Below are 22,254 nucleotides of genomic sequence, written 5' to 3'. Positions count from 1 at the left end.
AAGCCCTTCTCATATCCTTAGCAAGACAGAGAATCGCATTTTCACGAATCCCCGTCAAGAGTCCTGCAGCGCCTGCGCGTCTTTTCAGACGCGTAAATGATGCTGCAGCACCTTTTCCCTCGCATCGTTTCGGTGAGCGGATTTCTTTTGCCCGATGAGAGGTGAAGGAAATGGAGAGTGACTATGTGACGACGCCCTTCGGGCGGCGGCCGATGACGCTCGCCATGCTGCTGAAACAGCGGCGAGGCGAAGCGATTGCGGCCGAGACGACGCGCAGCAAATGGAAACTGTTCCGCTCCGTCTGCGAGGCGCGGGCAGGGCTCGACGTCTCCGACAGAGCGCTGACGGTGCTCGATGCGCTGCTGAGTTTTTATCCTGAGGACGAACTGTCCAGCGAAAAAGGACTGGTGGTCTTCCCCTCGAACGCGCAGCTTTCGCTCAGAGCCCGCGGCATGGCCGCCGCCACTTTGCGCCGGCATCTCGCCGTACTCATCGAGGCCGGCCTGATCTCCCGCAAGGACAGCCCGAACGGCAAACGTTATGCCCGCCGCGGCCGGGGGGGCGGAATCGACGAGGCCTATGGCTTCAGCCTCGCCCCGCTCCTCGCCCGGGCCGGCGAGATCGAGGTGATGGCGGCACGGATCGCCGCTGACCGGCAGATGCTGCGCGCCATGAAGGAGCGGCTGACGATCTACCGGCGCGACATCGCCAAGCTGATTTCCGCAGCCGTCGAGGAAGCGGTTGCGGGAGATTGCGAGCGCGTGTCCTCAATGTTCCATTCTATCCTGGATCGGATTCCGCGAGCCGCGACGATCGAAACCCTCACGCCCGTCCTCGAAGACCTCGAGACACTCCGCACAGATATCGTCAACCTGTTGGAGCTGCACGCGAAAATGCAGATGGCGAGCACCAGTGAATCCCGGATTGAGCGCCACATACAGAATTCTCACACCGAATCCCTTTCTGAATCTGAACCGCGCTTGGAAACGGGGGCGGGGCAGGCCGGCCGGGATCCGCAACCGGGGACGAAGCCGCACGATGACGGGCCGAAAGCGCAAACACGCGGCCGGGAGGGATCGCGCCTCGCCGTTTGGCCGAGAGTATGCGAACTGAAATCCTTCCCGCTCGCCACTGTTCTCCAGGCTTGCCCCGACATCATGGACTACGGACCTGGCGGCAAGGTCGACAGCTGGCGGGATCTGATGACAGCGGCCATCGTCGTGCGCTCGATGCTCGCCGTCAGTCCGTCGGCCTATGAGGCGGCGTCACGCGTGATGGGGCCGGAAAGCGCCGCCACCGTCATGGCCTGCATCCTGCAAAGGGGAGAGTGCATCAACTCCGCCGGAGGCTATCTCAGGGACCTGACGCGGCGCGCCGAACGCAGTGAATTTGCACTCGGCCCGATGCTGATCGCCCTGCTGCGTGCAAAAAGCCCGGCTGTCAGCCGGGCCGGGACCTAATCGTGCTTACCTCACGCTGCGTCGCGATAGCTCCGCGTGCCGGAGTCTGCCCCACCCAGTTCGAACTGAGTGACCAGTTCGCGCAGCCGTTCGGCTTCGCTGGCCAGTGTGACGCTGGCGGCGGTCGTTTCCTCCACCATGGCGGCGTTCTGCTGGGTTACCTGGTCGAGCTGACTCATGGCCGAATTGACTTCCGAGAGGCTGGTCGCCTGGTCGCGCGCCGAGGCGGCGAGCGTTTCCATGCGCTGGTTGATATCGACGATGAAGCGGCCGATGTCGCCAAGTGCCGCGCCGGTGTGGTTGACCAGTTCGACGCCGCTCGCGACCTTGGCGGATGCTCGCCCGATCAGCTCCTTGATCTCCCGGGCGGCCTGGGCCGAGCGTTGGGCGAGCTCTCGCACTTCCTGGGCGACGACGGCAAAACCCTTGCCGGCCTCGCCGGCGCGTGCGGCTTCGACCCCTGCGTTGAGCGCCAGCAGATTGGTCTGGAAGGCGATCTGGTCGATGACGCCGATGATATTGTTGATCTGCTTGGAGGATTCCTCGATCTGACTCATGGCGTCGACGGTCTGGGCCACCACCTTGCCGGATGCGATCGCGCTGCGATTGGCGTTGTCGGCAACGCTGCGCGCCTCTTCGGCGATATTGAAGGCTTCGGTCACCTTGGCCGTGACGACGTCGAGCGCAGCGGCGGTCTCCTCGAGCGTTGCCGCCTGCCGCTCGGTGCGGCCGGAAAGCTCGCTGGAGCCGTTGTTGATCTCGCGGGTACCCGTATTGATGATCGACACGCTTTTTGAAACCGAAAGCAGGGTGCGCCCGAGCTGCTCCACCGACGCGTTGAAATCATGCCGCAGCGGCTCGAATTCAGGCGCGAACCGATCCAAGAGCTGGAAGGCGAGATCGCCCTCCGCAGGCCGTTTCAGGCCGGCGGCGAGGCCCGAGGTCGCAGTCTTCAGCCGTGCTGCAGCGCTGCGCTCCGCCTGCTCCTGGTCGGCCAGCCGGTTTGCTTCGGCCAGACGCCGGTTTTCCTCCGCCTGGCTTTCCAGTTGGATGCGCGCAATGGCGTTCTGGCGGAAGACTTCGACGGAGCCCGCCATCAGGCCGATCTCGTCGCCACGCCCGGCATAGGGGATCGCATTGTCAGTCTCGCCGGAGGCAAGTTCCTGCATGGATCGGGTGATGCGCTGGATCGGACGCGACACATGCCGGGCGATGGCAATGAGAATGCCGAGGCCGACGATGGCGGCAAGGCCCGCGAGCGCCAGTTCAGTTTCGATCTTCGTTTCCAGGGCCTTGCCGGCCTCGGCGACGCTTTCGGTCGCGATCCTGTCGACGATACCGTTGACGGCGGTGATGCCTTCCATGATCGCCTGCTGCGAGCGCGCCAGCTTCTCGGCCGTCGGCACTTGGTCGGCCTGCTGCAGGCCGAGGCTCACCTTGACGTCCTTTTCCCAGGCGCCGTGCGCCTCGCGAAGCGAGCGCACCCCCTCGGTCAGCGACATGGCGAGATCGACGCGCCCAAGCTCATCGAGCGACTGCGAAAGCGCGCCATTGCTTTCCTCGAACGCTGCCTTGACCTCGGCTGCCGGCACGAAATTCGTCATCGAAAGCACCCGGTCGACCACCGATGTCGCCTGCCGGAACTGCTGCTCGATATGGGCCGAGCTCAGCTTGGCGTTCACCGCCTCCTGCACCACAGCGGCAACCCGAGCCTGGCCGGTGATAGCCTGGTTGCCGATCAGGAGGGCGCTGCCGAATCCGACGACGATCGTCGCCACCATGGGGACGAGGATCTGCATGCGTATGGAGAGCTTCATGGTATGCACCTCAGTTCGGCAACGTCGGCAGGGGAATGTCCTGCTTTTCGGCGGTCAGAGTTCCCAAAAAGGCGATCAGATCATCGCGCTCCTGGTCAGTCAGCAAGAAGGGCATCATGGCGGGATCTTGCGAGGGGCGGCCGACGCCACCGCTTTCGTAGTGGGCGATCACCTCGTCCATGCTCTTCAGGCTGCCGTCGTGCATATAGGGGCCGCGATAGAGCGTGTTGCGCAGGCCCGGCGTCTTGAAAGCATGCTGATTGTTCGGGCTGCTCGGATCAATCTTGAAGCGGCCTATATCCTCATCCGGCAGGCCGATGTCATGAAACTTGTTGTCCGTGAAATTCCAGCCTGAGTGGCAGGCGGAGCAGCCGGCGCTGCTGGTGAAGACCTCGAAGCCGCGCTTGGCGCTGTCGGAAACCGCCTTCTCGTCGCCATCCACCCAGCGGTCGAAGGGCGACCAGTTGGAAACCACTGTCCGCTCATAGGTGGCGATCGCCGTCAGAATCGTCTCCCTTGTGATCCCTTTATCGGGGAAGACTTCGCCGAACCACGCCTTGTAATCGGGAATGTTCTGCATTTCGGTGACAGCAGTTTCGAGCTTGCCGTTCATCTCGGCGGCTGCGGTGATGGGGCCTGCCGCCTGATCCTCCAGGTTCTTCGCGCGGCCGTCCCAGAAGAAGGGTGAGACCCACGCGACGTTCAGGACTGTCGGCGCCTGGCGGGCGAGCGCGGTATTGGCCGCGCCGATCGGTGTCTTCACCGGCGTCTCGATGCCGAAGGAAGGATTATGACAGCTGGCGCAGGTCATGTTCTTGTTGCCGGAAAGCCGGGGATCGAAGAACAGCATCTTGCCGAGCGTCGCGAGTTGCGGCGAATAGGGCGTCACTTTCTCGAAAGGCACCGTCAGCGGCCTTTTGTAGGCGGAAAGATCGGCCGCCGCGGACTGGGCTGCGGCCATTGCAAAAAGGGAAGCTGCAACCAGAAAACGCATCGTTTTAGAACGTCCAGCGAGATTTAATAGCTGGTGCTTAAATTAGAATAATAGCGTTAAAGCTCTGTAAAGCGTGAAATACATGAAGTTATAACCACCTGACGTTGCGCAGAAAATAGTTTGGTGTGAGAATACACCAGCAGGTTATTCTTCCATTGCATGTCGAGCGCAATATTCTTCAAGACTTCTGCGTCATGGGTGCTTTCACGACGAGGAGGGCCGCGCCCGCGAGCGCCGCGAAGGCGGCGCCGGCGGTGAAGGTGATGGCGGCCCCGCCGCTTCCCACAGGGCGCCCGCCACCACACTGGCGAGCAGAATTGCAACCCCCGAGACGAGGTTGAAAAACCTAAACCCCGTGCCGCGCAGATCAGCAGGTGCCGCGTCGGCGACGAGCGCCGCGAAAACGCCTTGTGTGAAGCCCATGTGCGGGCCCCAGAAGAACCCGGCCCTTCGTGATGATATCAGCCATCTGCGGATCCTCCGGGCGGGGCATTTTTCTGGCGCAACCGTCAACCCGCCCTGTGCCATGGAAATGCTCAGGGCTTCACCGAAGGAGGAGCAAGGCTGACGTCGTTTCACCCTATTGGGCGGCGTTCCTTTTGCCGAGAAGGGCGGCGCGGATCTGCTCGTTCTTGCTGATGACAGGAGGAGGAACCACCACAGGCGCTGGCTCAGGCTCCTCGGCCTTCGCGGCGCTCTGCTTGAGGCTCAGGAAACGCTTCTGCGCGACCAGCCGGTCTTCCTCCGACAGCAGCTCAACGGGCTCGCCGTCGAGATTATGGCGCATGGAGTCGGGCTGGGCGCTGGCGAAATAATAGCGCCGGCAATGGACATAGGCAGCGGTCGCGCGCCGAAGCGTCGTCACGCCGGCATCGGGCTTCAGGAGCGGGCGCAGCTCGTTGAAGAGGCCGACGGCGAAGGGAAGGACGGGATCGCCAGGCTTTGTCGGAAGCACGCCGACCGGCCGGACCAACAGCGAGTTGATCGCGTTTGCCTTCTCCACGTCGAGCTCCGTCGCCGCAATCGGCCCACGGCTGATTTTCCAGGGTTTGTCCATGCATCCTCCATAACGGCCGACTGTGATGGTATCTTGACGGAGAGGGTAGATAGAGGCGCAGGTCGCACATTGCTAGCCCTACGGCAAGCCGGATGCGAGAGACGATTTCCCGGCGGATATGAGTGGGGTTTATCGGCCTGCCATGCATCTAATCGTTTTTTGTCGCGGAAGTGCATTGACCTCCCGCTTCGATTACACTTCTTATCCGCGCCCAAGATGAGTGACCGGCCGCGGGGAGGATGTATGCGGGTTTTCTCGAATATTGAAGAGCTGCGCCACACGCTCGATGCGCTGAAGCGGCAGGGGCGCACCGTCGGCCTCGTTCCGACCATGGGCTATCTCCACGCCGGACATCTCAAGCTCGTCACCCGCGCCCGGGCCGAGAACGACCTCGTCGTCGTCTCGATTTTCGTCAATCCGCTGCAGTTCGGCCCCGCCGAAGACCTCGGCAAATATCCGCGCGATCTCGAGCGCGATGGCGACATGCTCAAGCAGGCCGGTGTGAATTTCCTCTTCGCGCCGGGCGTCGAGGACATGTATCCCCGCCCGATGATGACGGTGGTCGACGTTCCCGATCTCGGCCGCGAACTCGAAGGCGCGGTCAGGCCCGGCCATTTTGCCGGAGTGGCCACCGTCGTCACCAAGCTTTTCAACATCGTCCAGCCGCAGACTGCCTATTTCGGCGAGAAGGACTACCAGCAGGTCGTCATCATCAAGCGCATGGTGGAAGATCTCGCCGTGCCGGTGCGGGTGATCTCGGTGCCGACGGTGCGCGACAGCGACGGCCTCGCCTTGTCCTCGCGCAATGTCTATCTCAGCCCCGATGAGCGGCGCGCGGCAGTGATCGTTCCGCAGGCGCTCGACGAGGCCGAGCGGCTCATCGCCGAAGGCCTGACGGATGCGAAAGAACTTGAGGCGAAACTCACCGCCTTCATCGGCCGCGAGCCTCTGGCAAGGGTCGAAGTCGTCGCCGTCAGGGATGCGGTAACGCTGGCACCGGTCGCTTCGCTCGAAGACCCCATCGTCGTGGCGCTCTTCGTGCGAATCGGCACGACGCGGCTTCTCGACAACAGAGTTGTCGGAGACAACAGCAGCCCGGCAAGCGGGAACAGCAAAATGATCCGGGACAACCGAGTGAGCGGCCAGCCGGGGAAGGGAGTGACGAAATGAGCGCCACCGGATCTCAGAAGCGCCTGACGCCGACGCGGATCGCAGCCATGAAGGGCGGTAAGCCGATCGTCTGCCTCACCGCCTATACGACGCCGATGGCGCGCCTTCTCGACGAGCATTGCGACCTGCTGCTGGTCGGAGACTCGCTCGGCATGGTGCTCTACGGCATGGAGACTACGATCGGCGTGACGCTCGACATGATGATCGCCCATGGCAAGGCGGTGATGCGGGGCGTCGCCAATGCCTGCGTCGTCGTCGACATGCCGTTCGGCAGCTATCAGGAATCCAAGGAGGTCGCCTTCCGCAATGCCGTGCGCATCATGCAGGAAACCGGCTGCGACGCCGTCAAGCTCGAAGGCGGCGAGGAGATGGCCGAAACAATCGCCTTCCTGACCAAGCGAGGCATTCCCGTGCTCGGCCACATCGGCCTGATGCCGCAGCTCGTTCACACTGCAGGCGGCTATCGCTCCGTTGGCCATTCCGAACACGAGACCTCCAAGATCCGCCGCGACGCGCATGCGATCGGCGGCTCCGGCGCGTTCGCCGTTGTTGTCGAAGGCACGGTGGAGCCGCTCGCCCGCGAGATGACGACCTCGATCCACATACCGACCATCGGCATCGGCGCCTCGTCCGCCTGCGATGGCCAGATCCTGGTCTCCGACGATATTCTCGGCCTCTTCAATGACTTCAGGCCGCGTTTCGTCAAGCGCTACGATGAACTCGGCAAGAGGGTCGCTGACGCCGCCGCCTCTTATGCCGAGGAGGTGCGCGCGCGCAAATTTCCGGCAGCCGAACATACGTTCAAGCGCCGCAGCTGAGGCGAGGGCAGGGGTCTTTGGCACTCAACTGGCAGCCATCGTCCGTCACCCGCCCATATGCTGCTCCCGCATCGTCTCGGCTGAGCGGCGGACCGCGTCGGCGACCTCCTGCAACTGCTTGGCCATCGGTGTCGAATTGCGCCAGACCATGCCGATCGTTCGCGAGGGCTGTGGCGAGGGGAAGCGGGAGATCGAGACATGGGCCGAGCGTGTTTCGACGGGAACGGCCATCTCCGGGATCAGTGTCACGCCGATGCCGGCGCCGACCATCTGGACGAGAGTGGAGAGCGAGCTGCCTTCCATGATCTCCCGAGGACGGGCAGGGCCCACCTTGCAGAAGGACAGCGCTTGATCGCGGAAGCAGTGGCCCTCTTCGAGCAGCAGCAGCCGCATTTCGCGCAGCGCCTCGCGCTCGGGCACCGGCTTGTCTCCGTCCTCCTGCCGCCTGACCAGCACGAACTCCTCCCTGAAAAGCTCGAGTTCGGTGAGCGAGGGTTCCGACACCGGCAGCGCCACGATCGCCATATCGAGTTGGCCCTGCGCCAGTTCATGAACCAGCTTGCCTGTCTGCGTCTCGCGCACCTCGATCTGAATTCCGGCGAAGGTTTCGTTGAGATCGTTTATAATTGCCGGCAGCAGATAGGGCGCGATCGTCGGGATGATGCCGATGCGAAGACGCGTGAGGAAGGATTCGCGCGAAGCGCGGGCGAATTCCCCTAGCTCATCGACGGCGCGCAGGATGTCGCGGACCCTTAGGGCAAAGCTCTGGCCGAATGGGGTAAGCTTGACCTCGCGCGCGCTTCGCTCGAAGAGTTCGCCGCCCAACTCCTGCTCGAGTTCTTTGATCTGCATGGAGAGCGCCGGCTGGGAGATGGCGCAGGCGTCGGCGGCGCGGCGGAAGCGGCCATCCCGCGCCAGGGCTTCAAAATAACGCAGCTGTTTCAGGGTAAGATTCTTCATAACCTCAGCTTATCGCGGCAATCAGTAAATCCAACTTAAAATTATTGAACGCTTCCGATATGAAGACTGCAAGGGAGAGAGTGGGGCGTCAGCTCGGCTCATCTTTTTGAACCGCAGACAGATCAAGCAATGAAGGAGACGATCATGGACAACCCCACTGACAGCACAGGCAAATGCCCTGTGGCCCATGGCAATACGCCCCGCGGCCGCGCCAACCGTGACTGGTGGCCGAACCAGCTGAACGTGCAGATTCTTCATCACAATTCCGGCCGCGCCGACCCTATGGGCAAGGAGTTCGACTATGCCGAGGAGTTCAAGAAGCTCGATCTCGACGCGCTGAAGCAGGATCTTCACGCGCTGATGACGGATTCGCAGGACTGGTGGCCGGCCGACTTCGGCCATTATGGCGGCCTCTTCATCCGCATGGCCTGGCACAGCGCCGGCACCTACCGCATCACCGACGGCCGCGGCGGCGCCGGCCAGGGCCAGCAGCGTTTCGCACCGCTGAATTCCTGGCCTGACAACGCCAACCTCGACAAGGCTCGCCGCCTGCTGTGGCCGATCAAGCAGAAATACGGCAACCGCATCTCCTGGGCCGACCTCCTGATCCTGACCGGCAACGTCGCGCTCGAATCCATGGGCTTCAAGACCTTCGGCTTCGCCGGCGGCCGCGCCGACGTCTGGGAACCGGAAGAGCTCTACTGGGGTCCTGAGGGCACCTGGCTCGGCGACGAGCGCTACAGCGGCGAACGCCAGCTGGCGGAACCGCTCGGCGCCGTTCAGATGGGCCTCATCTATGTCAACCCGGAAGGCCCGAACGGCAATCCCGATCCGGTCGCGGCGGCCCGGGACATCCGTGAAACCTTCGCCCGCATGGCAATGAACGACGAAGAAACCGTGGCGTTGATCGCCGGCGGCCACACTTTCGGCAAGACCCATGGCGCGGGCGACCCGTCCTTCATCGGCGCCGAGCCGGAAGGCGGCGCGATCGAGGACCAGGGCCTCGGCTGGAAGAGCTCGTTCGGCACCGGCGTCGGCAAAGACGCGATCACCGCCGGCCTCGAAGTCACCTGGTCGCAGACGCCGACCAGGTGGAGCAACTATTTCTTCGAAAACCTCTTCGCCCACGAGTGGGAGCTGACGAAGAGCCCTGCCGGCGCCCATCAGTGGCGGGCCAAGAACGCCGAAGCCTCCATTCCGGATGCTTATGAGCCGGGCAAGAAGCATGTTCCGACCATGCTGACCACCGATCTCTCGCTGCGTTTCGACCCGATCTATGAGAAGATCTCGCGCCGGTTCCTCGAAAATCCCGGTGAGTTCGCCGACGCTTTCGCCCGCGCCTGGTTCAAGCTGACCCACCGCGACATGGGGCCGAAGGTGCGCTACCTCGGCCCGGAGGTTCCGGCCGAAGACTTGATCTGGCAGGACGTGATCCCGGCCGTCGACCATCCCCTCGTCGACGGCAAGGACATTGCCGACCTCAAGGCAAAGGTTCTCGCCACAGGCCTTTCCGTACAGGAACTGGTCTCGACCGCCTGGGCCTCGGCTTCGACCTTCCGCGGCTCCGACAAGCGCGGCGGCGCCAATGGCGCGCGCATCCGCCTTGCTCCGCAGAAGGACTGGGAAGCCAACCAGCCGGCCCAGCTCGCCAAGGTGCTCGGCGTTCTCGAAGGCATCCAGAAAGACTTCAACGCCGCCCAGACGGGCGGTAAGAAGATCTCGCTCGCCGACCTGATCGTGCTCGCCGGTGCGGCCGGCGTCGAGAAGGCGGCAGCTGCCGGCGGCAACACCATCAGCGTGCCCTTCACGCCGGGCCGCATGGATGCGTCCGACGCTCAGACCGACGCACATTCCTTCGCCGCACTCGAGCCGCGCATCGACGGCTTCCGCAACTATGTGAACGGCAAGCGTCTGCAGTTCATGAAGCCGGAAGAAGCGCTTGTCGACCGCGCTCAGCTCTTGACGCTGACCGGGCCCGAGATGACGGTCCTCGTCGGCGGCCTGCGCGTGCTGAGGGCCGGCAACCCCGAGCACGGCGTCTTCACGTCGCGGCCCGAGACGCTGACGAACGACTTCTTCGTCAACCTGCTCGACATGGCGACGCAATGGGTTCCCGCCGGCGAGGACGGCATCTATGAAGGGCGCGACCGCAAGACGGGTGCCGCCAAGTGGACCGGCACCCGCGTCGACCTGATCTTCGGCTCGCACTCGCAGCTGCGCGCCTTCGCCGAAGTCTACGGCCAGGCCGACGCCAAAGAAAAGTTCGTCAAGGACTTCGTCGCCGCCTGGAACAAGGTCATGAACGCCGATCGCTTCGATCTCGTCTGATCGGCAGGCATGCCCAAGGCGTGCCGTGTGGCACGCCTTGTCCATCCTGAACAGGCGCGAGGCGGAGTCTCGAAGAACACGCCGAAACGCCGCTGAAGCTCTCTTGGACTACCGCCCGACCGTCCAATCCTCGACGCACAAGCCTTCGACGCGCTGGAATTCCCCGACATTGTTGGTGACGAGAGCCAGATCGCGGCTCCTGGCTTGCGCGGCAATCAGCACATCGTAGGGACCGATCGGCTTTCCCTTGGCCGCCAATGCGGCGCGGATCTCCCCGGCTGCCAGCGCATCCTCGCGCTCGAAACCGACGGCTGGGAAATCCGCCATGAACAGGCGCAGGGTTTCGAGATTGTAGGAAATTTTAGCGCTCTTGTAGGCGCCGTAATAGAGTTCGTGCATGACCACGGTGGAGAGGCCGATCGATCCCTCGTCGCTCTCCATCACGCGGGAGAGCAGCATGTCGGACTTGCGACCGATCAAGGCAATCACGGCATTGGTGTCGATCAGATGCGTAATCACTTGAACAGGCCCTGAAGACCAGGCCTCTCCTGATCCTCCGGCTGTTCTCGCCCTTGTGCCATGAAATCGTCGCTGAGCCCGCGTTCAAGAGCGTTTCGCAACGACGCCCACTGCACGCGGCTATCGACCCGCGGCCGGAGAATGACGGCATCGCCTTCCCGCGTCACTTCCACTTGTTCCACATCGAAACGGAACTCCTTCGGCAGCCGCACGGCCTGCGAATTGCCGGATTGAAACACGCGTGCATATTGCGGCATAGAGAACTCTCCACAGTCTGTATATATAAACATGTATATACGCGACACGCGCCGTTTCTGCAAGAAGCCTTTCCATTAACGAGGCAGAATGCCGAACGGCGAGAGCGTCAGCAGATCGGGATCATCAGTCGCCGTCGCTTTCCCCACCTCGGCATGGCTGATGCTGTAGCCGTAGGCAAGGATGCGGACGCCGTCGATCATGAAGAACTGCGCCTGATCCAGGCCAGGCCGCAGGCTGCCCGTCACGGTCACGGTCTCGTACATTCTTTCGAGATGCAGAGGTTCCTGCGGAACGACGCGCACCAACTGGTTGGGCGGCGGGGAGGGCATGTGGCTGCAGGCTCCAGCCCAGGGCACCAGCATGAATTCGTAGACAAGGTCGCCGTCCTGGTCGATCGGCAGGACGAAGCCCGTCAAGTCGACCGGATGCTCCTCATCATGCCAGGCTAGCGTTTCGCCCTGCGGACCGCTGACCGCCTTGCCCGACAGCGGCACTGTCGCCTTGGCCTGATCGGCCGGCCGCAAAGCACTCCAGAAAATGGGCTGCGCTGCAGCGAAGGTGTCGGAAACCGGCCATGCCAAGCCGAATGCCAGCATCGCGAACGTCAGGAAAAAAGGTCTAAGCTTCATCATCGCATTTCCCCGGGCCGGTCGCTTGACCGCCTGCCACTGCCGCACGGATGCTACTCCCGATCCCGCTCGCGGGTCCATCAGCCGAGCTCCCTATGCGTATTGGCCGTCCGCGAATGCTGGCCGAGCAGCTCGGCGGCGATCGGCAGCAGCGAGGCGACCTCCGCAAGCCCGGCGGGACACGCACGCACAGCCGCTGCAATATTTCGTGTATCCGAGAATAGGCTGCCATCCTATTCATGTCATGCACATGACGAGGATTCGCACCGTCATTTAGGCTCAAGGATTGACCCATCGCCTATGGGTGAGCGCGCCGGTTTCGTCATAGCTGAACAGGGCTCTTCGGTTGTCCTGCTGACGCAATTGAAACCAGTCCAGCATCCGCGCGCGAAAACTCAGGACGCCAAAGCGAGCCTTCCCCTCCACTTCGCCGCGAGGCTCCGGCAATTCGGCCACGGTTTCGAAGGCTCGTTCATCTCCCGGCGGCCCACCGATGTAAGTCATCCGCGTCCGGTTGGGCAGGTTTTCCCAAGCCGCGTCGGCGCGTTCGCTTCCGGGGCCGTGGCGTTCGACGGTGCCTTGGAGCCGTAACTGCAGCCGGGCCTGCGGGCAGAAGCCGAGCACCGTAACGTCGGGATTTGCCGAAAGCTCCAGCCATTTCGGGCTTCGCGTATCGGTGTGGAATTCAAGGCTGCGCCTCGCTCTATCGGCCACCCGCAGCACCACCATGCGCGCCTGCGGTCTGCCCTCGGCGCCCACCGAGCAGAGGTTCACATAGCGGAAACCCGACTGCGGACCCGCCGCAGCCGTTTCGAGCTCCGCCCATGCCGGGGCATCGATGTCTATGAGATCCACCGCCAGGCCTCGCTCAGACGGAACGGGCGATGCCGCCGTCGACGCGAATGTTCTGGCCGGTGATGTAGCCGGCCCCATCCGACAGGAGGAAGGCGATCGTCGCCGCAATTTCCTCGCTCGTGCCGTAGCGGCCCATCGGAACGCTGTCGCGCCTCTCGTCGGTGGCCGGCAGGCTGTCGATCCAGCCCGGCAGGACGTTGTTCATGCGGATGTTCTTGGCCGCATAGGTGTCCGCGAAGATCTTAGTGAAGCTCGCCAGGCCCGCCCGCGCGACCGCCGAGGTGGGGAACATCGCAGAGGGTTCGAAGGCCCATGCCGTGGAGATATTCACGATCGCGCCGCCGCCCTGCGCTTCCATGATCGGCGTCACCAGCCGGATCGGCCGCACGGCGCTAAGGAAATAGACCTCGATGCCCTTGTGCCAGTCCTCGTCGGAGATTTCGAGGATCGGCGCACGTGGGCCGTGGCCGGCGGAATTGACCAGCGCGTCGATACGGTCCCACCGCTCCATCGCCAGATCCACGAGCCGCTTCACATCGTCGTTCGACTGGTTCGAGCCGGTGACACCGACGCCGCCGAGTTCCTTTGCCAGCGCCTCTCCCTTGCCGGAGGAGGAGAGCACGGCGACGCGATAGCCGTCCGCGGCGAGCCTCCGGGCAGCCGCAGCCCCCATGCCGGACCCGCCTGCAGTGATGAGAGCGACTTTTCCTTCAGACATTGAGACCTCCGATAGCTGATATTGCGAGCATTATGGCAGATGCCGACGGGACTTTCGCGCGAGAAAGAAAGGTGCCAGACTGTAGAAAATCTCCTGGATATGCCGATGACCCAATCCCGCCGCACGCTGCCGCCTCTGAATGCCCTGCGCGCCTTCGAGGCCTCGGGCCGCCGACTGAATTTCCGCGCCGCCGCCGAGGAGCTCGGTGTCACGCAAGGGGCGGTCGCGCAGCAGGTTCGCGCGCTGGAAGAGCAGCTCGGCCTCAGGTTGTTTCTACGCCTTGCCCGCGGCCTTGCGCTCACTGCCTATGGCACGGCCTATCTGGCGGATGTGACCCGCGCCTTCGATACGCTCGCGGAGGCAACCGGGCGGCTTCTCGACCGGCCGGAAATGGTGACGATCAGCGCCACCCCCACGGTCGCCACCAGGCTGTTGATCCCGCGGCTCGCCGAGCTCTACGCGGCCCTTCCCGACATCGATCTGAGGACGGTCGCCACCGAGGCGCTGTCGGATTTCGACCGCGACCAGGTAGATATCGCAGTACGCCTCACCCGCCCGCCTTTTCCGGCGAACCTGCAGGCACAGTTGCTGTTCCGCCAGGAACTTGTGGCAGTCGCAAGCCCGCATCTGGTCGAAGGCCTGATCTTACCCTTGAGCGGCGAAGACCTTCGCAAACTGCCGCTTCTGCATGACTCGCTCGATCAATGGCCGGCATTCCTGCACTCGCGTGAGAAGCTGCCCGGTGCAGCATTCAACCATACGACACTGGCGCTGGATGCCGCACTCGCCGGCCAGGGCGTCGTGCTGGTTTGCCGGGCGTTCGTCGCAACCGATCTCGAAACAGGGCGGCTGGTGCAGGTGACCGATGCGACGGCAACCATGGGACCCGATTACTACCTGGTGCGCAAACGCTCCTCATCGCCGAGAAAGGCCGTGGACGCCGTCTGGGACTGGTGTGCAACGCGGCTGTCGCCGCCCCTGATCGACGCGGCTTAGAACATGGTGTTCTTGTTGGCCGACTCGCTCGGAACGGGCTGGATCACATCCCCATGCTCGACGATCTTGCCGTCCCTGACGCGGAAGATATCGACGATCGCCTGGCCGCGATCGGCCGCGCCGTTCGTCGCATGCACATGCGGCCAGGCGAGATCGCCATCGGCAGCGCTGCGGACGATCTTAGCCTTCGACTGGGCGTTGAAGGAGCCGACGAGAAATCGCAGACTTTGTTCGATTGTATCGAATATGGTTGTCGGGGCAGGGATTCGAACCCCGCGTCACAGCTCGAAAGCTGGAAGCAACCTCGCATACCCGAGGGATGGGGAGAGCGCCGCGCTCCAATTACGCTTACGCCCGACTAAGCATTAACTACCTCGCCTTGCGATTGTTCCTAAAGGGATATTCTGCTGCCAAGATGGTGTGGGCTTTCTGCCCATATCACCCCCGGCTATCGAACCACGCCAACATACAATTCAACCTCCGTAAAGAACGGCGGCACGCCGATAGTGATCATGGGCCGTGCAGTTCGAGGCAAACTTTAAGAGCGCTGCCTTCAGTGTGCGCGCTCTTCGCATTCAGAAACAACCTTGAAGACTTCATTATGGTTGGGTAAGCTCGCCCCTGTTGCGGTGTTATCCATTTATCTCTTCACGGTCCTGCATCCTGTCGTGCACGTTCTCCGGGCCCGCGATCAAGGCGGCGATCGCCGTCACCTTCTCCCGATCACCATAACCGGCCACATAGCCCTCCAACAGGACGCTTCTGCCCACCATGCTTACAGAGATGGACGAGCTTTCTAGTTCTGGCTCCGCGGATACCGCGGCCTGCACGCTCGCAAGCTGATCGTAGGCTAGGCTTTCCGGCTCAAAGGTCATGGCAGTCCTCCTTGGTGATACGAAGGAAACAGCGCGAGGCCAATTTGGTTCGGAGCCGGGACTTAGGTCCCAGAAGCCATGACCGGAAGTCTTATCGGTCCTGTGGTCTCGGCCTTCGGGGACCTGACTGGAGCGACCGGCTCGCGGCGATCATGGGCGACAATATGACTGGCTGCTCACGAGAGCTTGATGGCCATAAGCCTGTCTGTTCTAGCGAAACTCTTCATTGTTCCAAGTCCATTTGCTCGAGCTAAACGGCCGAAGAGGCTTGAATTCCACCGCCTGCGCAGCGCCCGGAAAGGTTGTCATCTTTGCCCGCTCTTTAGAGAGCTCCGCCCACCACTTCGAGGTGGTCCTGATCCGATCAATGCCATCAAGTATACAAAGCATATGTCGGGCTTCCGTGGCCTCCATTCTTACGAGGGGTATGCCGTCCAATCGGGCCGGTGCACCAGTCGCTTCGTCGATTACGGCCCAAGTGGTATCATTCGCTTGCAAACGGTAATTGCTTGCCATTTCGTCCCTCCCGGTCACAAGGGAAGATTGATGTAAAAATTCCAGTGCGCACATCCTGCAAAAGGGATTGGCTTCACCACCAAAAGGTGAATGCGGCCGTTTGAACATACCTCAGCGCTGCTGTTTCAATCGATTAGGGATCACCTCAAGCGAGGCGTATGACATGACGCCCAACGTGGCCGATGCAGGCCAAAAGCAGTGCATCAATTCGGACGGTATTCCTTTGAAAGACGACTACTGGCCCGGCTGGAGTGCGGTCGAAAGCTTTGACACGGTGGAATTCACTCTTTGACCGGCGAATAGCTTCGCAAGCTGCCGCTTCTGCACGACTCGCACGATCATTGGCCGGCATTCCTGCGCTCGCGTGAAAAGCTGCCCCGTGCAGCATTCAACCATACGACACTGGCGCTGGATGCCGCTCTCGCCGGCCAGGGTGTCGTGCTGGTTTGCCGGGCGTTCGTCGCTGCCGATCTCGCAACAGGGCGGCTGGTGCAGGTGACGGATGCGACGGCAACCATGGGACCCGATTACTATCTGTTGCGCAAACGCTCATCATCGCCGCGCAAGGCTGTCGACGCGGTCTGGGCCTGGTGTACGATGCAGTTGTCGCTGCCGTCGGTTGCGTCGCAGGAAGTCCGGGGAGAGGACCGTGGACGCTGAAATCGAAAAGTTGAAACGCATTTACCGACGACGTCGCATGGGCCAACGGCATGGAGGGCGGCCACGTTCATGGGCGCGAGGCCGTTCGCGCCTACTGGACCCGCCAATGGGCGATGATTGATCCCCACGTGGAACCTGCAAGCTTTCACAGGACTTCTGACGGCGCCATCGTTGCAGATGTCCACCAGTTGGTGCGGGATCTCCAGAGCGCACTTCTGCAGGACAAGATGGTTGGACATGTCTTCCACCTCAGGGACAGCAAGATCATTCGCTTCGACATCCAGGAAGTCTCCTGACGGACGGGTATGACGCACTCAAAAGGAATCGCGGCCCTGGAAAGTCGCATTCGCCGGAACGCCGCGGTCCTCGAGGGCCAACGGGGCATGCCTGCATCTCCGGAGCGGCGTTTCAACCGGTGCGGTGAGAGCGCAGCTTGCCATCACGCCAGCAGCACCTTCCCGCCAGTGCGGAAGGGCAGGGCGGTACGCAGCGCCTCGCCGATCTTTTCCAGTGGAAACACCTGTCGCACTTCGGTGGCGATGACCTTGGCCGTGATCTGCGCGGCCACTTCGGCATATGCGCGCTGGACGTCTTCCATCGCTTCGGAATGGACCCATTCGCGCAGGTGGCAGAAGGAAAAGGCGATATCGAGATGGGGGGCCCAGAAGGAGGGTGGGATGCTCTCCCCCGACAGCAGGCCGTAATGCAGGAAATGCCCGCCGGGCCGCAGCGCATCGGCGAGGATTAAGGCGCGTGCGCCACCGACGCAGTCGAGCACCGCATCGAGCCCGTGCCGGCCCGCGAGGCCGGCGGCGAGATCACCGTCCGACCGGTCGACGATAACTGCCTCCAGCCGGCCGCTGAGGCGCGAGAGGGACTCTTCGCTGCGGACGATTGCGATCGGCTCGACGCCAACCGCGTTTGCCATGCCGATCAGGATGGACCCGATCGAAGACGCCGCGGCATTGATGGCGATGCGCATGCCGGGTCTCAGTCCGATTTTCTTGTGCAGCATCAGCCAGGCCGTCATCGGGTTGACGTAGCTCGTCGCCGCCTCGAGATCGGAAATCGCGTCGGGAACGCGAAGGCACCAGCTTGGGTCGGTGTCCTTGAATTCCTGCCAGCCGCCGGCAGTGCGCACCGGCAGGACGCGCGTCCCCGGCACAAGTCCGTGCACCTCTGCGCCGCATTCTTCCACCACGCCAAAGGCTTCAAAACCCGGAATGAGGGGCAGTGTTGTTCGGCCGGCATAGGCGCCCGAGATGGTGATGATATCTGAGGGATTGATCGATCGTGCCAGCAGGCGCAGCCTCACCTGGTCACGCGAGAGCGGCGCCAGTTCGGCGCGTTCGATCCCGACGACCTCCTCGGCCGGCCCGAATTTTCGCACGACCGCCTGATATTGCATTTGCATCCCCCACACAGTCGGTTAGAACACGCCGTCGAAATTTCGGTGATCGAATGAGCGTTGACGACAGGCCTTTAGCATCGTTCCGGGTCTCGATGCGAGACATCGACATTTATGGTCATGTCCACAACTCGGTTTATCTCGACTATTGCGAGGATGCGGTCGTCGAATTCCTGCGCCACCGCGAGATCCTCACCCACTTCCGCCACACCACCTCGGGCGTGGCCTATCACGTCAAGAAGGCGGAGATCACCTTTCACAATCCGATCGATGTCGACGACGTCGTCGAGGCGAAGGTCAGGGTCGAGAAGATCGGGCGGTCGAGCCTCTCCTTTACGATCGAGCTCTATCGCCAGCGCGATGGCGCCCATTGCGCCTCGGGCGGACTCGTCTGGGTCTGCGTCGGCCTTTCCGACAGCCGCCCGACGCCGATCCCCGAGGCCACCAGGGCCGCCTTGTCGCAGGGCTGACCATGCCGATCCATAGAGCGCTTATTCGACACGCCACGGAGAAACCGGAGAAGGCGGCGGTCGTGATCGACGGCCGCGCCTTGAGCTATGGCGAACTCTATGGCCGCGCCGGCGCGATCTACCGGTTCCTCCAAGCGCTTCCGCGCTCGAACGGCCGTTCATTCGATCTGCCCGGCGTCGAGAAGCTTGTAGCGGTCAGCCTCGGCAATCACATCGGCTTTGCCGAGTATTTCGTCGCCTCCACCGCGCTGGCGAATGCCTGCGCCGTCATCGATCCGGTGATGCCGGAAGCCAGAATCGAGCGTATCGTCGAGCGCCTGGCGCCCGACGTGCTCGTCGTCGACGACGCTGCGAGCCCGAGCGCCGAGATCGGCCGCAGGCTCGGCATTCCCGTCATCGTCGCCGGAGCCGAGCCCTTCGATCTCACATCGACGGGAGACGACCTTCCAGCCGATGCCGACGGCATCTTCCTGATCGGTTTTACCTCGGGTACGACAGCCGAGCCGAAGGCCTATTACCGCTCGCGCGAACAGTGGCGCCGGAGCCTCGACCGGGGACGGATCGTTTTCGAACTCCAGGACGCGCCCTCGACCCTGTGCCCGGGAGCTCTCGCGCACGGGCTCGCGCTTTATGCCCTGGTCGAGGCGCTCGATGCCGGAGCGACCTTCCATTCGGTGGGGAAATGGGATGCCGGAGCGGTCGCGCAGATTCTGTCTTCCGGGATCGAACGTCTGGTCGCCGTGCCCACCCATATAGCGGGCATCGCCCGGGCATGGGCGGGTGAGCCGATGGCGTCCTTGCGTGACGTGCTGACGGCCGGCGCCAAGCTCAATCTCAACGAGGTCGAATCCATGCGCCGCCTCTTTCCGAAGGCGCGCATCCGGGAATATTACGGCGCCTCCGAAATCGGCTTCATGACGGTCTCGACACTTGTCGGCGGCGTACCCGATTTTCCGATCGACCGGGTCGGACGAGCCTATCCCGGCGTCGAAATTTCCATCCGCGACTCTGGGGAAAACGATGTCGGCGCCGATGTGCCCGGCACCATCTTCGTCAACAGCGACCTGATCGCCGACGGCTATCTCTGGGGCGACGACGGCCAGGCGTTCCGGGTCACGCCGGCGGGTGCTACCGTCGGCGATCTCGGCGAGATCGATGAAAACGGCATGCTGCGGGTGATCGGCCGGGCGGGCGGCATGATGATATCGGGCGGCAACAACGTCTATCCCGCCGAAGTCGAGAGCGCGCTCAAAACCTGCCCCGGCGTCGAAGATGCCGTCGTCTTCGGGTTGCCGGATGCCTATTACGGCCAAAGGATCGTCGCCATCGTCTCGGGCGAGGCGACGGATGCGAAAATGCTTGCCGAGCATTGCGCAGGCAGGCTTGCAAGGTTCAAGGTCCCCAAGCAGTTCTACCATATCGGCTCTTGGCCGATGACGAGCAGCGGCAAGATCGCGCGCGGGCAGGTAGAGGCATCGGTGATTTCGGGAGATGGTCTTGTCCTACGCCTATCAGCCTGACGAGGATTGGCAGCCGGTCGTGGTCGCCGCCTACCGCACGCCGATCGGCCGGGCCTTCGGCTCGCTTTCGACGGTTGCAGCCGAAGACTTGGCTGCGCCCATCATCCGCCGCATCCTTGCAGAAACGGGCGTTGCGCCCGACGCCATCGACGACGTGGTGGTCGGCAATGCCACCGGCGGCGGCGGCAATATCGGCCGACTGGCGGCGCTCAACGCAGGCCTGCCCATGGAGGTTCCCGGTGTCGCCATCGACCGGCAATGTGGTTCCGGTCTGGAAGCGATCATCCTGGCCGCCCGGCTGATCCAGGCGAAGGCCGGTTCGTGTTTCCTTGCCGGGGGCGTCGAAAGCGTCAGCACCGCGCCATGGCGCGTCGAAAGACCGAAAGCCAATGGCGCCCTGCCGCGCTTTTACGGCCGCGCACGCTTCTCCCCCGAGGCGATCGGTGATCCCGAAATGGGCATTGCCGCCGAAAACGTCGCGTGCCAATTCGGCATATCGCGCCAGCGGCAGGATGAATTCGCCCTTCGCAGCCACAGGCTCGCCGTCGCAGCCGCCGAAGCGGGCCGCTTCCGGCCCGAGATCGTAGAGATCGCCACCGGCCACGGACTGGTGGAACGGGACGAATGCCCGCGACCCACGACGTCGATTGAAGCACTGGCAAAACTCCGGCCCGTCTTCCTGGCCGACGGTTCGGTGACGGCAGGCAATGCCTGCCCGCTGAATGACGGCGCCTGCCTGGTGCTCGTCATGAACCGCGGCATGGCGAAAAGCATGGGCATCGAAAAAGGCCTCGCCTTCATCGACAGCGCCGCCGCCGGCGTCGACCCTAACCTGCTCGGCATCGGCCCGGTCGCCTCGACGGATAAGCTTCTGCAGCGCCAGCCCGGCTTCTCGCTTTCCACGATCGATGCGATCGAATTCAACGAGGCTTTCGCCGCGCAGGTCCTGGCTTCACTCGATCAGCTGGATATATCAGCCGACGCGGTCAACAAGGATGGCGGCGCCCTGGCGCTCGGCCATCCGTTCGGAGCCTCTGGCGCGATTCTTGTTAGCCGGCTATATAGTCAGCTGGTGCGCGGGAATGACTGGTCGCTCGGCGCGACCGGTCTCGCCATGATCGGCATCGGCGGCGGCATAGGACTGACGGCGCTGTTCGAGGCGGTCAGGCTATTCTGAGAAGACAGCCATTCAGGCAGGTGCGCTGCCGGCTTCGATCCTCTTCTGATCTGGCTCGGTCATATCGGAAACCAAGGCGGCGCCGGCGCGGCGAGGGCCTGCGCGATCTGATCCCGGAGCCACACACTGCCGGGATCGCGATCGAAACGACGAAGCCAATACATGGTCACGTCCATTTTCGGCGAATCCACCGGAGGCATGAACACATCAAGCATCAGCCGGCCGGTCAACATGCGAGCGAAATGAACCGGAATGCTCCCCAGCATTTCGCTCGCTTCGACGGTAAGAGCGACCGCCTGGAAATGCGGTACCGTGACCATGACACGCCTGGCAAGGCCCAGGCGTGCAAGGGCGGGATCAATCGTCCCCGTCTTGCTGCCATCGGCGGAGCGCAGAACGTGGGGAACAGCGCAGAATACGTCCGCCGGTATGACTTCTCCTGGACAAATGCCATGATTGGCAAGGAGCGGATGTCCTCGCTTCGCAATGCATACCAACCATGATTGGAACATCTTGCGGCTGACAACCCATTCAGGCGGTTCGAGCGATCGATCAATAACAATGTCAGCTCGGCCGTCACGCAACATCTCGAAGACTTCGGATGAAGCATGATCGATCATCTGCAGGGTGGTGGACGGCGCCGCTTTGGCGACGCGCGCAGCGAGGGGCGGCATCAACAGCGAGGAAAAATAGTCCGATCCGATCAACATGAAGGATCGGGTAGACGTGGCAGGGTCGAATGCAGCATTCGTCGCCAACGCCTCTTCCATGCCGGCCAATGCTTGTCTTATCGGTTCACGCAGCTCAAGCGCCCGCGCTGTCGGCATCATCTGATTGCCTTCCCGGACGAACAATTCGTCGTCCAAGAGGGCGCGCAGTCTGCCCAACGCCGAACTCACGGCCGGCTGGGACAAGCCGACACGCTCGCCAGCTCGCACCGTCGAGAGCTCCGCCATCATGGCGTCGAATACACGCAATAGATTGAGATCGAGGGCTGAGAAATTCACGGGCTCAATATCCCTTATACGATCATTCAATTTCCGCGCTGC

Annotated in this window: 22 protein-coding genes, 1 tRNA gene and 3 pseudogenes; 11 read left to right on the top strand and 15 right to left on the bottom strand. The window is 62.8% G+C overall.

Going from position 1 to position 22,254, the window contains the following annotated elements; all coding sequences use genetic code 11:
• Positions 1 to 170 precede the first annotated feature (170 nt).
• The gene (gene repC / locus HJC04_RS21940) at positions 171 to 1,460 is read left to right on the top strand and encodes a plasmid replication protein RepC (RefSeq protein WP_210632089.1); all 1,290 of its coding nucleotides are present in this window, start codon (positions 171 to 173) and stop codon (positions 1,458 to 1,460) included.
• Positions 1,461 to 1,471: 11 nt separating this feature from the next.
• Here repC and HJC04_RS21935 read toward each other — a convergent pair whose 3' ends face one another.
• The 4 genes and pseudogenes from HJC04_RS21935 to HJC04_RS21925 all read right to left on the bottom strand — a co-directional run bounded on the left by HJC04_RS21935 (position 1,472) and on the right by HJC04_RS21925 (position 5,328).
• Positions 1,472 to 3,277, bottom strand: a complete 1,806-nt coding sequence (locus HJC04_RS21935; protein ID WP_221147103.1) for a methyl-accepting chemotaxis protein — start codon at positions 3,275 to 3,277, stop codon at positions 1,472 to 1,474.
• Between the two features lie 10 nt (positions 3,278 to 3,287).
• The gene (locus HJC04_RS21930; RefSeq protein WP_221147102.1) at positions 3,288 to 4,271 is read right to left on the bottom strand and encodes a cytochrome-c peroxidase; all 984 of its coding nucleotides are present in this window, start codon (positions 4,269 to 4,271) and stop codon (positions 3,288 to 3,290) included.
• A gap of 178 nt (positions 4,272 to 4,449) precedes the next feature.
• Positions 4,450 to 4,706 (bottom strand): annotated as a pseudogene (locus HJC04_RS31890) (MFS transporter); the annotation flags it as partial.
• A 145-nt stretch (positions 4,707 to 4,851) separates the two neighbouring features.
• Complete coding sequence (locus HJC04_RS21925) at positions 4,852 to 5,328, bottom strand: ProQ/FINO family protein (protein ID WP_221147100.1); 477 nt, start codon at positions 5,326 to 5,328, stop codon at positions 4,852 to 4,854.
• A gap of 243 nt (positions 5,329 to 5,571) precedes the next feature.
• On the opposite strand from HJC04_RS21925, the gene panC reads away from it, so the two are divergent.
• The gene (gene panC / locus HJC04_RS21920; protein WP_221124298.1) at positions 5,572 to 6,498 is read left to right on the top strand and encodes a pantoate--beta-alanine ligase; all 927 of its coding nucleotides are present in this window, start codon (positions 5,572 to 5,574) and stop codon (positions 6,496 to 6,498) included.
• A complete protein-coding gene (gene panB, locus HJC04_RS21915) occupies positions 6,495 to 7,316 on the top strand; it encodes a 3-methyl-2-oxobutanoate hydroxymethyltransferase (RefSeq protein ID WP_210632084.1) in 822 nt (273 codons plus the stop codon). The genes panC and panB overlap by 4 nt, the downstream gene beginning before the upstream one ends.
• Before the next feature lie 45 nt (positions 7,317 to 7,361).
• On the opposite strand, the gene HJC04_RS21910 is transcribed toward panB, so the two are convergent.
• On the bottom strand, positions 7,362 to 8,276 hold the full coding sequence (locus tag HJC04_RS21910) for a hydrogen peroxide-inducible genes activator (protein WP_221147097.1): 915 nt from the start codon (positions 8,274 to 8,276) through the stop codon (positions 7,362 to 7,364).
• Positions 8,277 to 8,420: 144 nt separating this feature from the next.
• Between HJC04_RS21910 and katG the strand changes: the two genes are divergently transcribed.
• Positions 8,421 to 10,604, top strand: a complete 2,184-nt coding sequence (gene katG / locus HJC04_RS21905) for a catalase/peroxidase HPI (protein WP_221147096.1) — start codon at positions 8,421 to 8,423, stop codon at positions 10,602 to 10,604.
• Between the two features lie 108 nt (positions 10,605 to 10,712).
• Here the strand turns inward: katG and HJC04_RS21900 are convergent, their stop codons facing one another.
• The 5 genes from HJC04_RS21900 to HJC04_RS21880 all read right to left on the bottom strand — a co-directional run bounded on the left by HJC04_RS21900 (position 10,713) and on the right by HJC04_RS21880 (position 13,583).
• Positions 10,713 to 11,123, bottom strand: coding sequence for a type II toxin-antitoxin system VapC family toxin (locus HJC04_RS21900; RefSeq protein ID WP_221147092.1), 411 nt, complete (start codon positions 11,121 to 11,123; stop codon positions 10,713 to 10,715).
• Positions 11,120 to 11,380 carry an antitoxin gene (locus HJC04_RS21895; protein WP_210632185.1) on the bottom strand — a complete coding sequence of 87 codons (261 nt, stop codon included), beginning with the start codon at positions 11,378 to 11,380 and terminating at the stop codon, positions 11,120 to 11,122. Before HJC04_RS21895 ends, HJC04_RS21900 begins: the two co-directional genes overlap by 4 nt.
• Before the next feature lie 75 nt (positions 11,381 to 11,455).
• Positions 11,456 to 12,013, bottom strand: a complete 558-nt coding sequence (locus tag HJC04_RS21890; protein ID WP_221147091.1) for a DUF3299 domain-containing protein — start codon at positions 12,011 to 12,013, stop codon at positions 11,456 to 11,458.
• Between the two features lie 276 nt (positions 12,014 to 12,289).
• Positions 12,290 to 12,865: a pyridoxamine 5'-phosphate oxidase family protein gene (locus tag HJC04_RS21885; protein WP_221147090.1), complete on the bottom strand. Its 576-nt coding sequence runs from the start codon at positions 12,863 to 12,865 to the stop codon at positions 12,290 to 12,292.
• A gap of 13 nt (positions 12,866 to 12,878) precedes the next feature.
• Positions 12,879 to 13,583 carry an SDR family oxidoreductase gene (locus HJC04_RS21880; protein WP_210632078.1) on the bottom strand — a complete coding sequence of 235 codons (705 nt, stop codon included), beginning with the start codon at positions 13,581 to 13,583 and terminating at the stop codon, positions 12,879 to 12,881.
• 105 nt (positions 13,584 to 13,688) lie between these two features.
• Between HJC04_RS21880 and HJC04_RS21875 the strand changes: the two genes are divergently transcribed.
• Positions 13,689 to 14,579: a LysR substrate-binding domain-containing protein gene (locus HJC04_RS21875; RefSeq protein WP_221147089.1), complete on the top strand. Its 891-nt coding sequence runs from the start codon at positions 13,689 to 13,691 to the stop codon at positions 14,577 to 14,579.
• Here HJC04_RS21875 and HJC04_RS21870 read toward each other — a convergent pair.
• The 3 genes from HJC04_RS21870 to HJC04_RS21860 form a co-directional block, all read right to left on the bottom strand.
• Positions 14,576 to 14,827, bottom strand: coding sequence for a nuclear transport factor 2 family protein (locus tag HJC04_RS21870; RefSeq protein ID WP_311043528.1), 252 nt, complete (start codon positions 14,825 to 14,827; stop codon positions 14,576 to 14,578). The genes HJC04_RS21875 and HJC04_RS21870 overlap by 4 nt on opposite strands.
• A 3-nt stretch (positions 14,828 to 14,830) precedes the next feature.
• Positions 14,831 to 14,938 (bottom strand) — tRNA-OTHER (locus tag HJC04_RS21865).
• A 273-nt stretch (positions 14,939 to 15,211) separates the two neighbouring features.
• A complete protein-coding gene (locus HJC04_RS21860; RefSeq protein WP_210632076.1) occupies positions 15,212 to 15,454 on the bottom strand; it encodes a BON domain-containing protein in 243 nt (80 codons plus the stop codon).
• A gap of 679 nt (positions 15,455 to 16,133) precedes the next feature.
• On the opposite strand from HJC04_RS21860, the gene HJC04_RS31885 reads away from it, so the two are divergent.
• The 3 genes and pseudogenes from HJC04_RS31885 to HJC04_RS21850 form a co-directional block, all read left to right on the top strand.
• Positions 16,134 to 16,262, top strand: a complete 129-nt coding sequence (locus HJC04_RS31885) for a hypothetical protein (protein ID WP_259665272.1) — start codon at positions 16,134 to 16,136, stop codon at positions 16,260 to 16,262.
• Positions 16,263 to 16,273: 11 nt separating this feature from the next.
• Positions 16,274 to 16,630, top strand: a pseudogene (locus tag HJC04_RS21855) (LysR substrate-binding domain-containing protein); the annotation flags it as partial.
• 23 nt (positions 16,631 to 16,653) lie between these two features.
• Positions 16,654 to 16,926, top strand: a pseudogene (locus tag HJC04_RS21850) (ketosteroid isomerase); the annotation flags it as partial.
• 143 nt (positions 16,927 to 17,069) lie between these two features.
• Here HJC04_RS21850 and HJC04_RS21845 read toward each other — a convergent pair.
• Entirely contained in the window at positions 17,070 to 18,038 is a 969-nt protein-coding gene (locus HJC04_RS21845) for a zinc-dependent alcohol dehydrogenase family protein (protein ID WP_221147087.1), read from the bottom strand.
• Between the two features lie 53 nt (positions 18,039 to 18,091).
• Here HJC04_RS21845 and HJC04_RS21840 point away from each other — a divergent pair, with 53 nt between their 5' ends.
• Genes HJC04_RS21840 through HJC04_RS21830 form a run of 3 tightly spaced genes read left to right on the top strand, consistent with a single transcriptional unit; the run spans position 18,092 to position 21,205 of the window.
• On the top strand, positions 18,092 to 18,508 hold the full coding sequence (locus HJC04_RS21840; protein ID WP_221123504.1) for a thioesterase family protein: 417 nt from the start codon (positions 18,092 to 18,094) through the stop codon (positions 18,506 to 18,508).
• Between the two features lie 2 nt (positions 18,509 to 18,510).
• On the top strand, positions 18,511 to 20,028 hold the full coding sequence (locus tag HJC04_RS21835; protein WP_221147086.1) for a class I adenylate-forming enzyme family protein: 1,518 nt from the start codon (positions 18,511 to 18,513) through the stop codon (positions 20,026 to 20,028).
• Positions 20,006 to 21,205 (top strand): thiolase family protein, encoded by a 1,200-nt coding sequence (locus HJC04_RS21830; protein WP_221147085.1) that lies wholly within the window; start codon positions 20,006 to 20,008, stop codon positions 21,203 to 21,205. The genes HJC04_RS21835 and HJC04_RS21830 overlap by 23 nt, the downstream gene beginning before the upstream one ends.
• A 59-nt stretch (positions 21,206 to 21,264) precedes the next feature.
• Here the strand turns inward: HJC04_RS21830 and HJC04_RS21825 are convergent, their stop codons facing one another.
• Positions 21,265 to 22,212 carry a LysR family transcriptional regulator gene (locus HJC04_RS21825; protein ID WP_221147082.1) on the bottom strand — a complete coding sequence of 316 codons (948 nt, stop codon included), beginning with the start codon at positions 22,210 to 22,212 and terminating at the stop codon, positions 21,265 to 21,267.
• Positions 22,213 to 22,254 lie beyond the last annotated feature (42 nt).

It is taken from the genome of Rhizobium sp. NLR8a (assembly GCF_019685235.1).
Taxonomy (GTDB): Bacteria; Pseudomonadota; Alphaproteobacteria; order Rhizobiales; family Rhizobiaceae; genus Rhizobium.
Note: the sequence above shows the minus strand (reverse complement) of the source record. Positions and strands in the feature narration are given on the sequence as shown.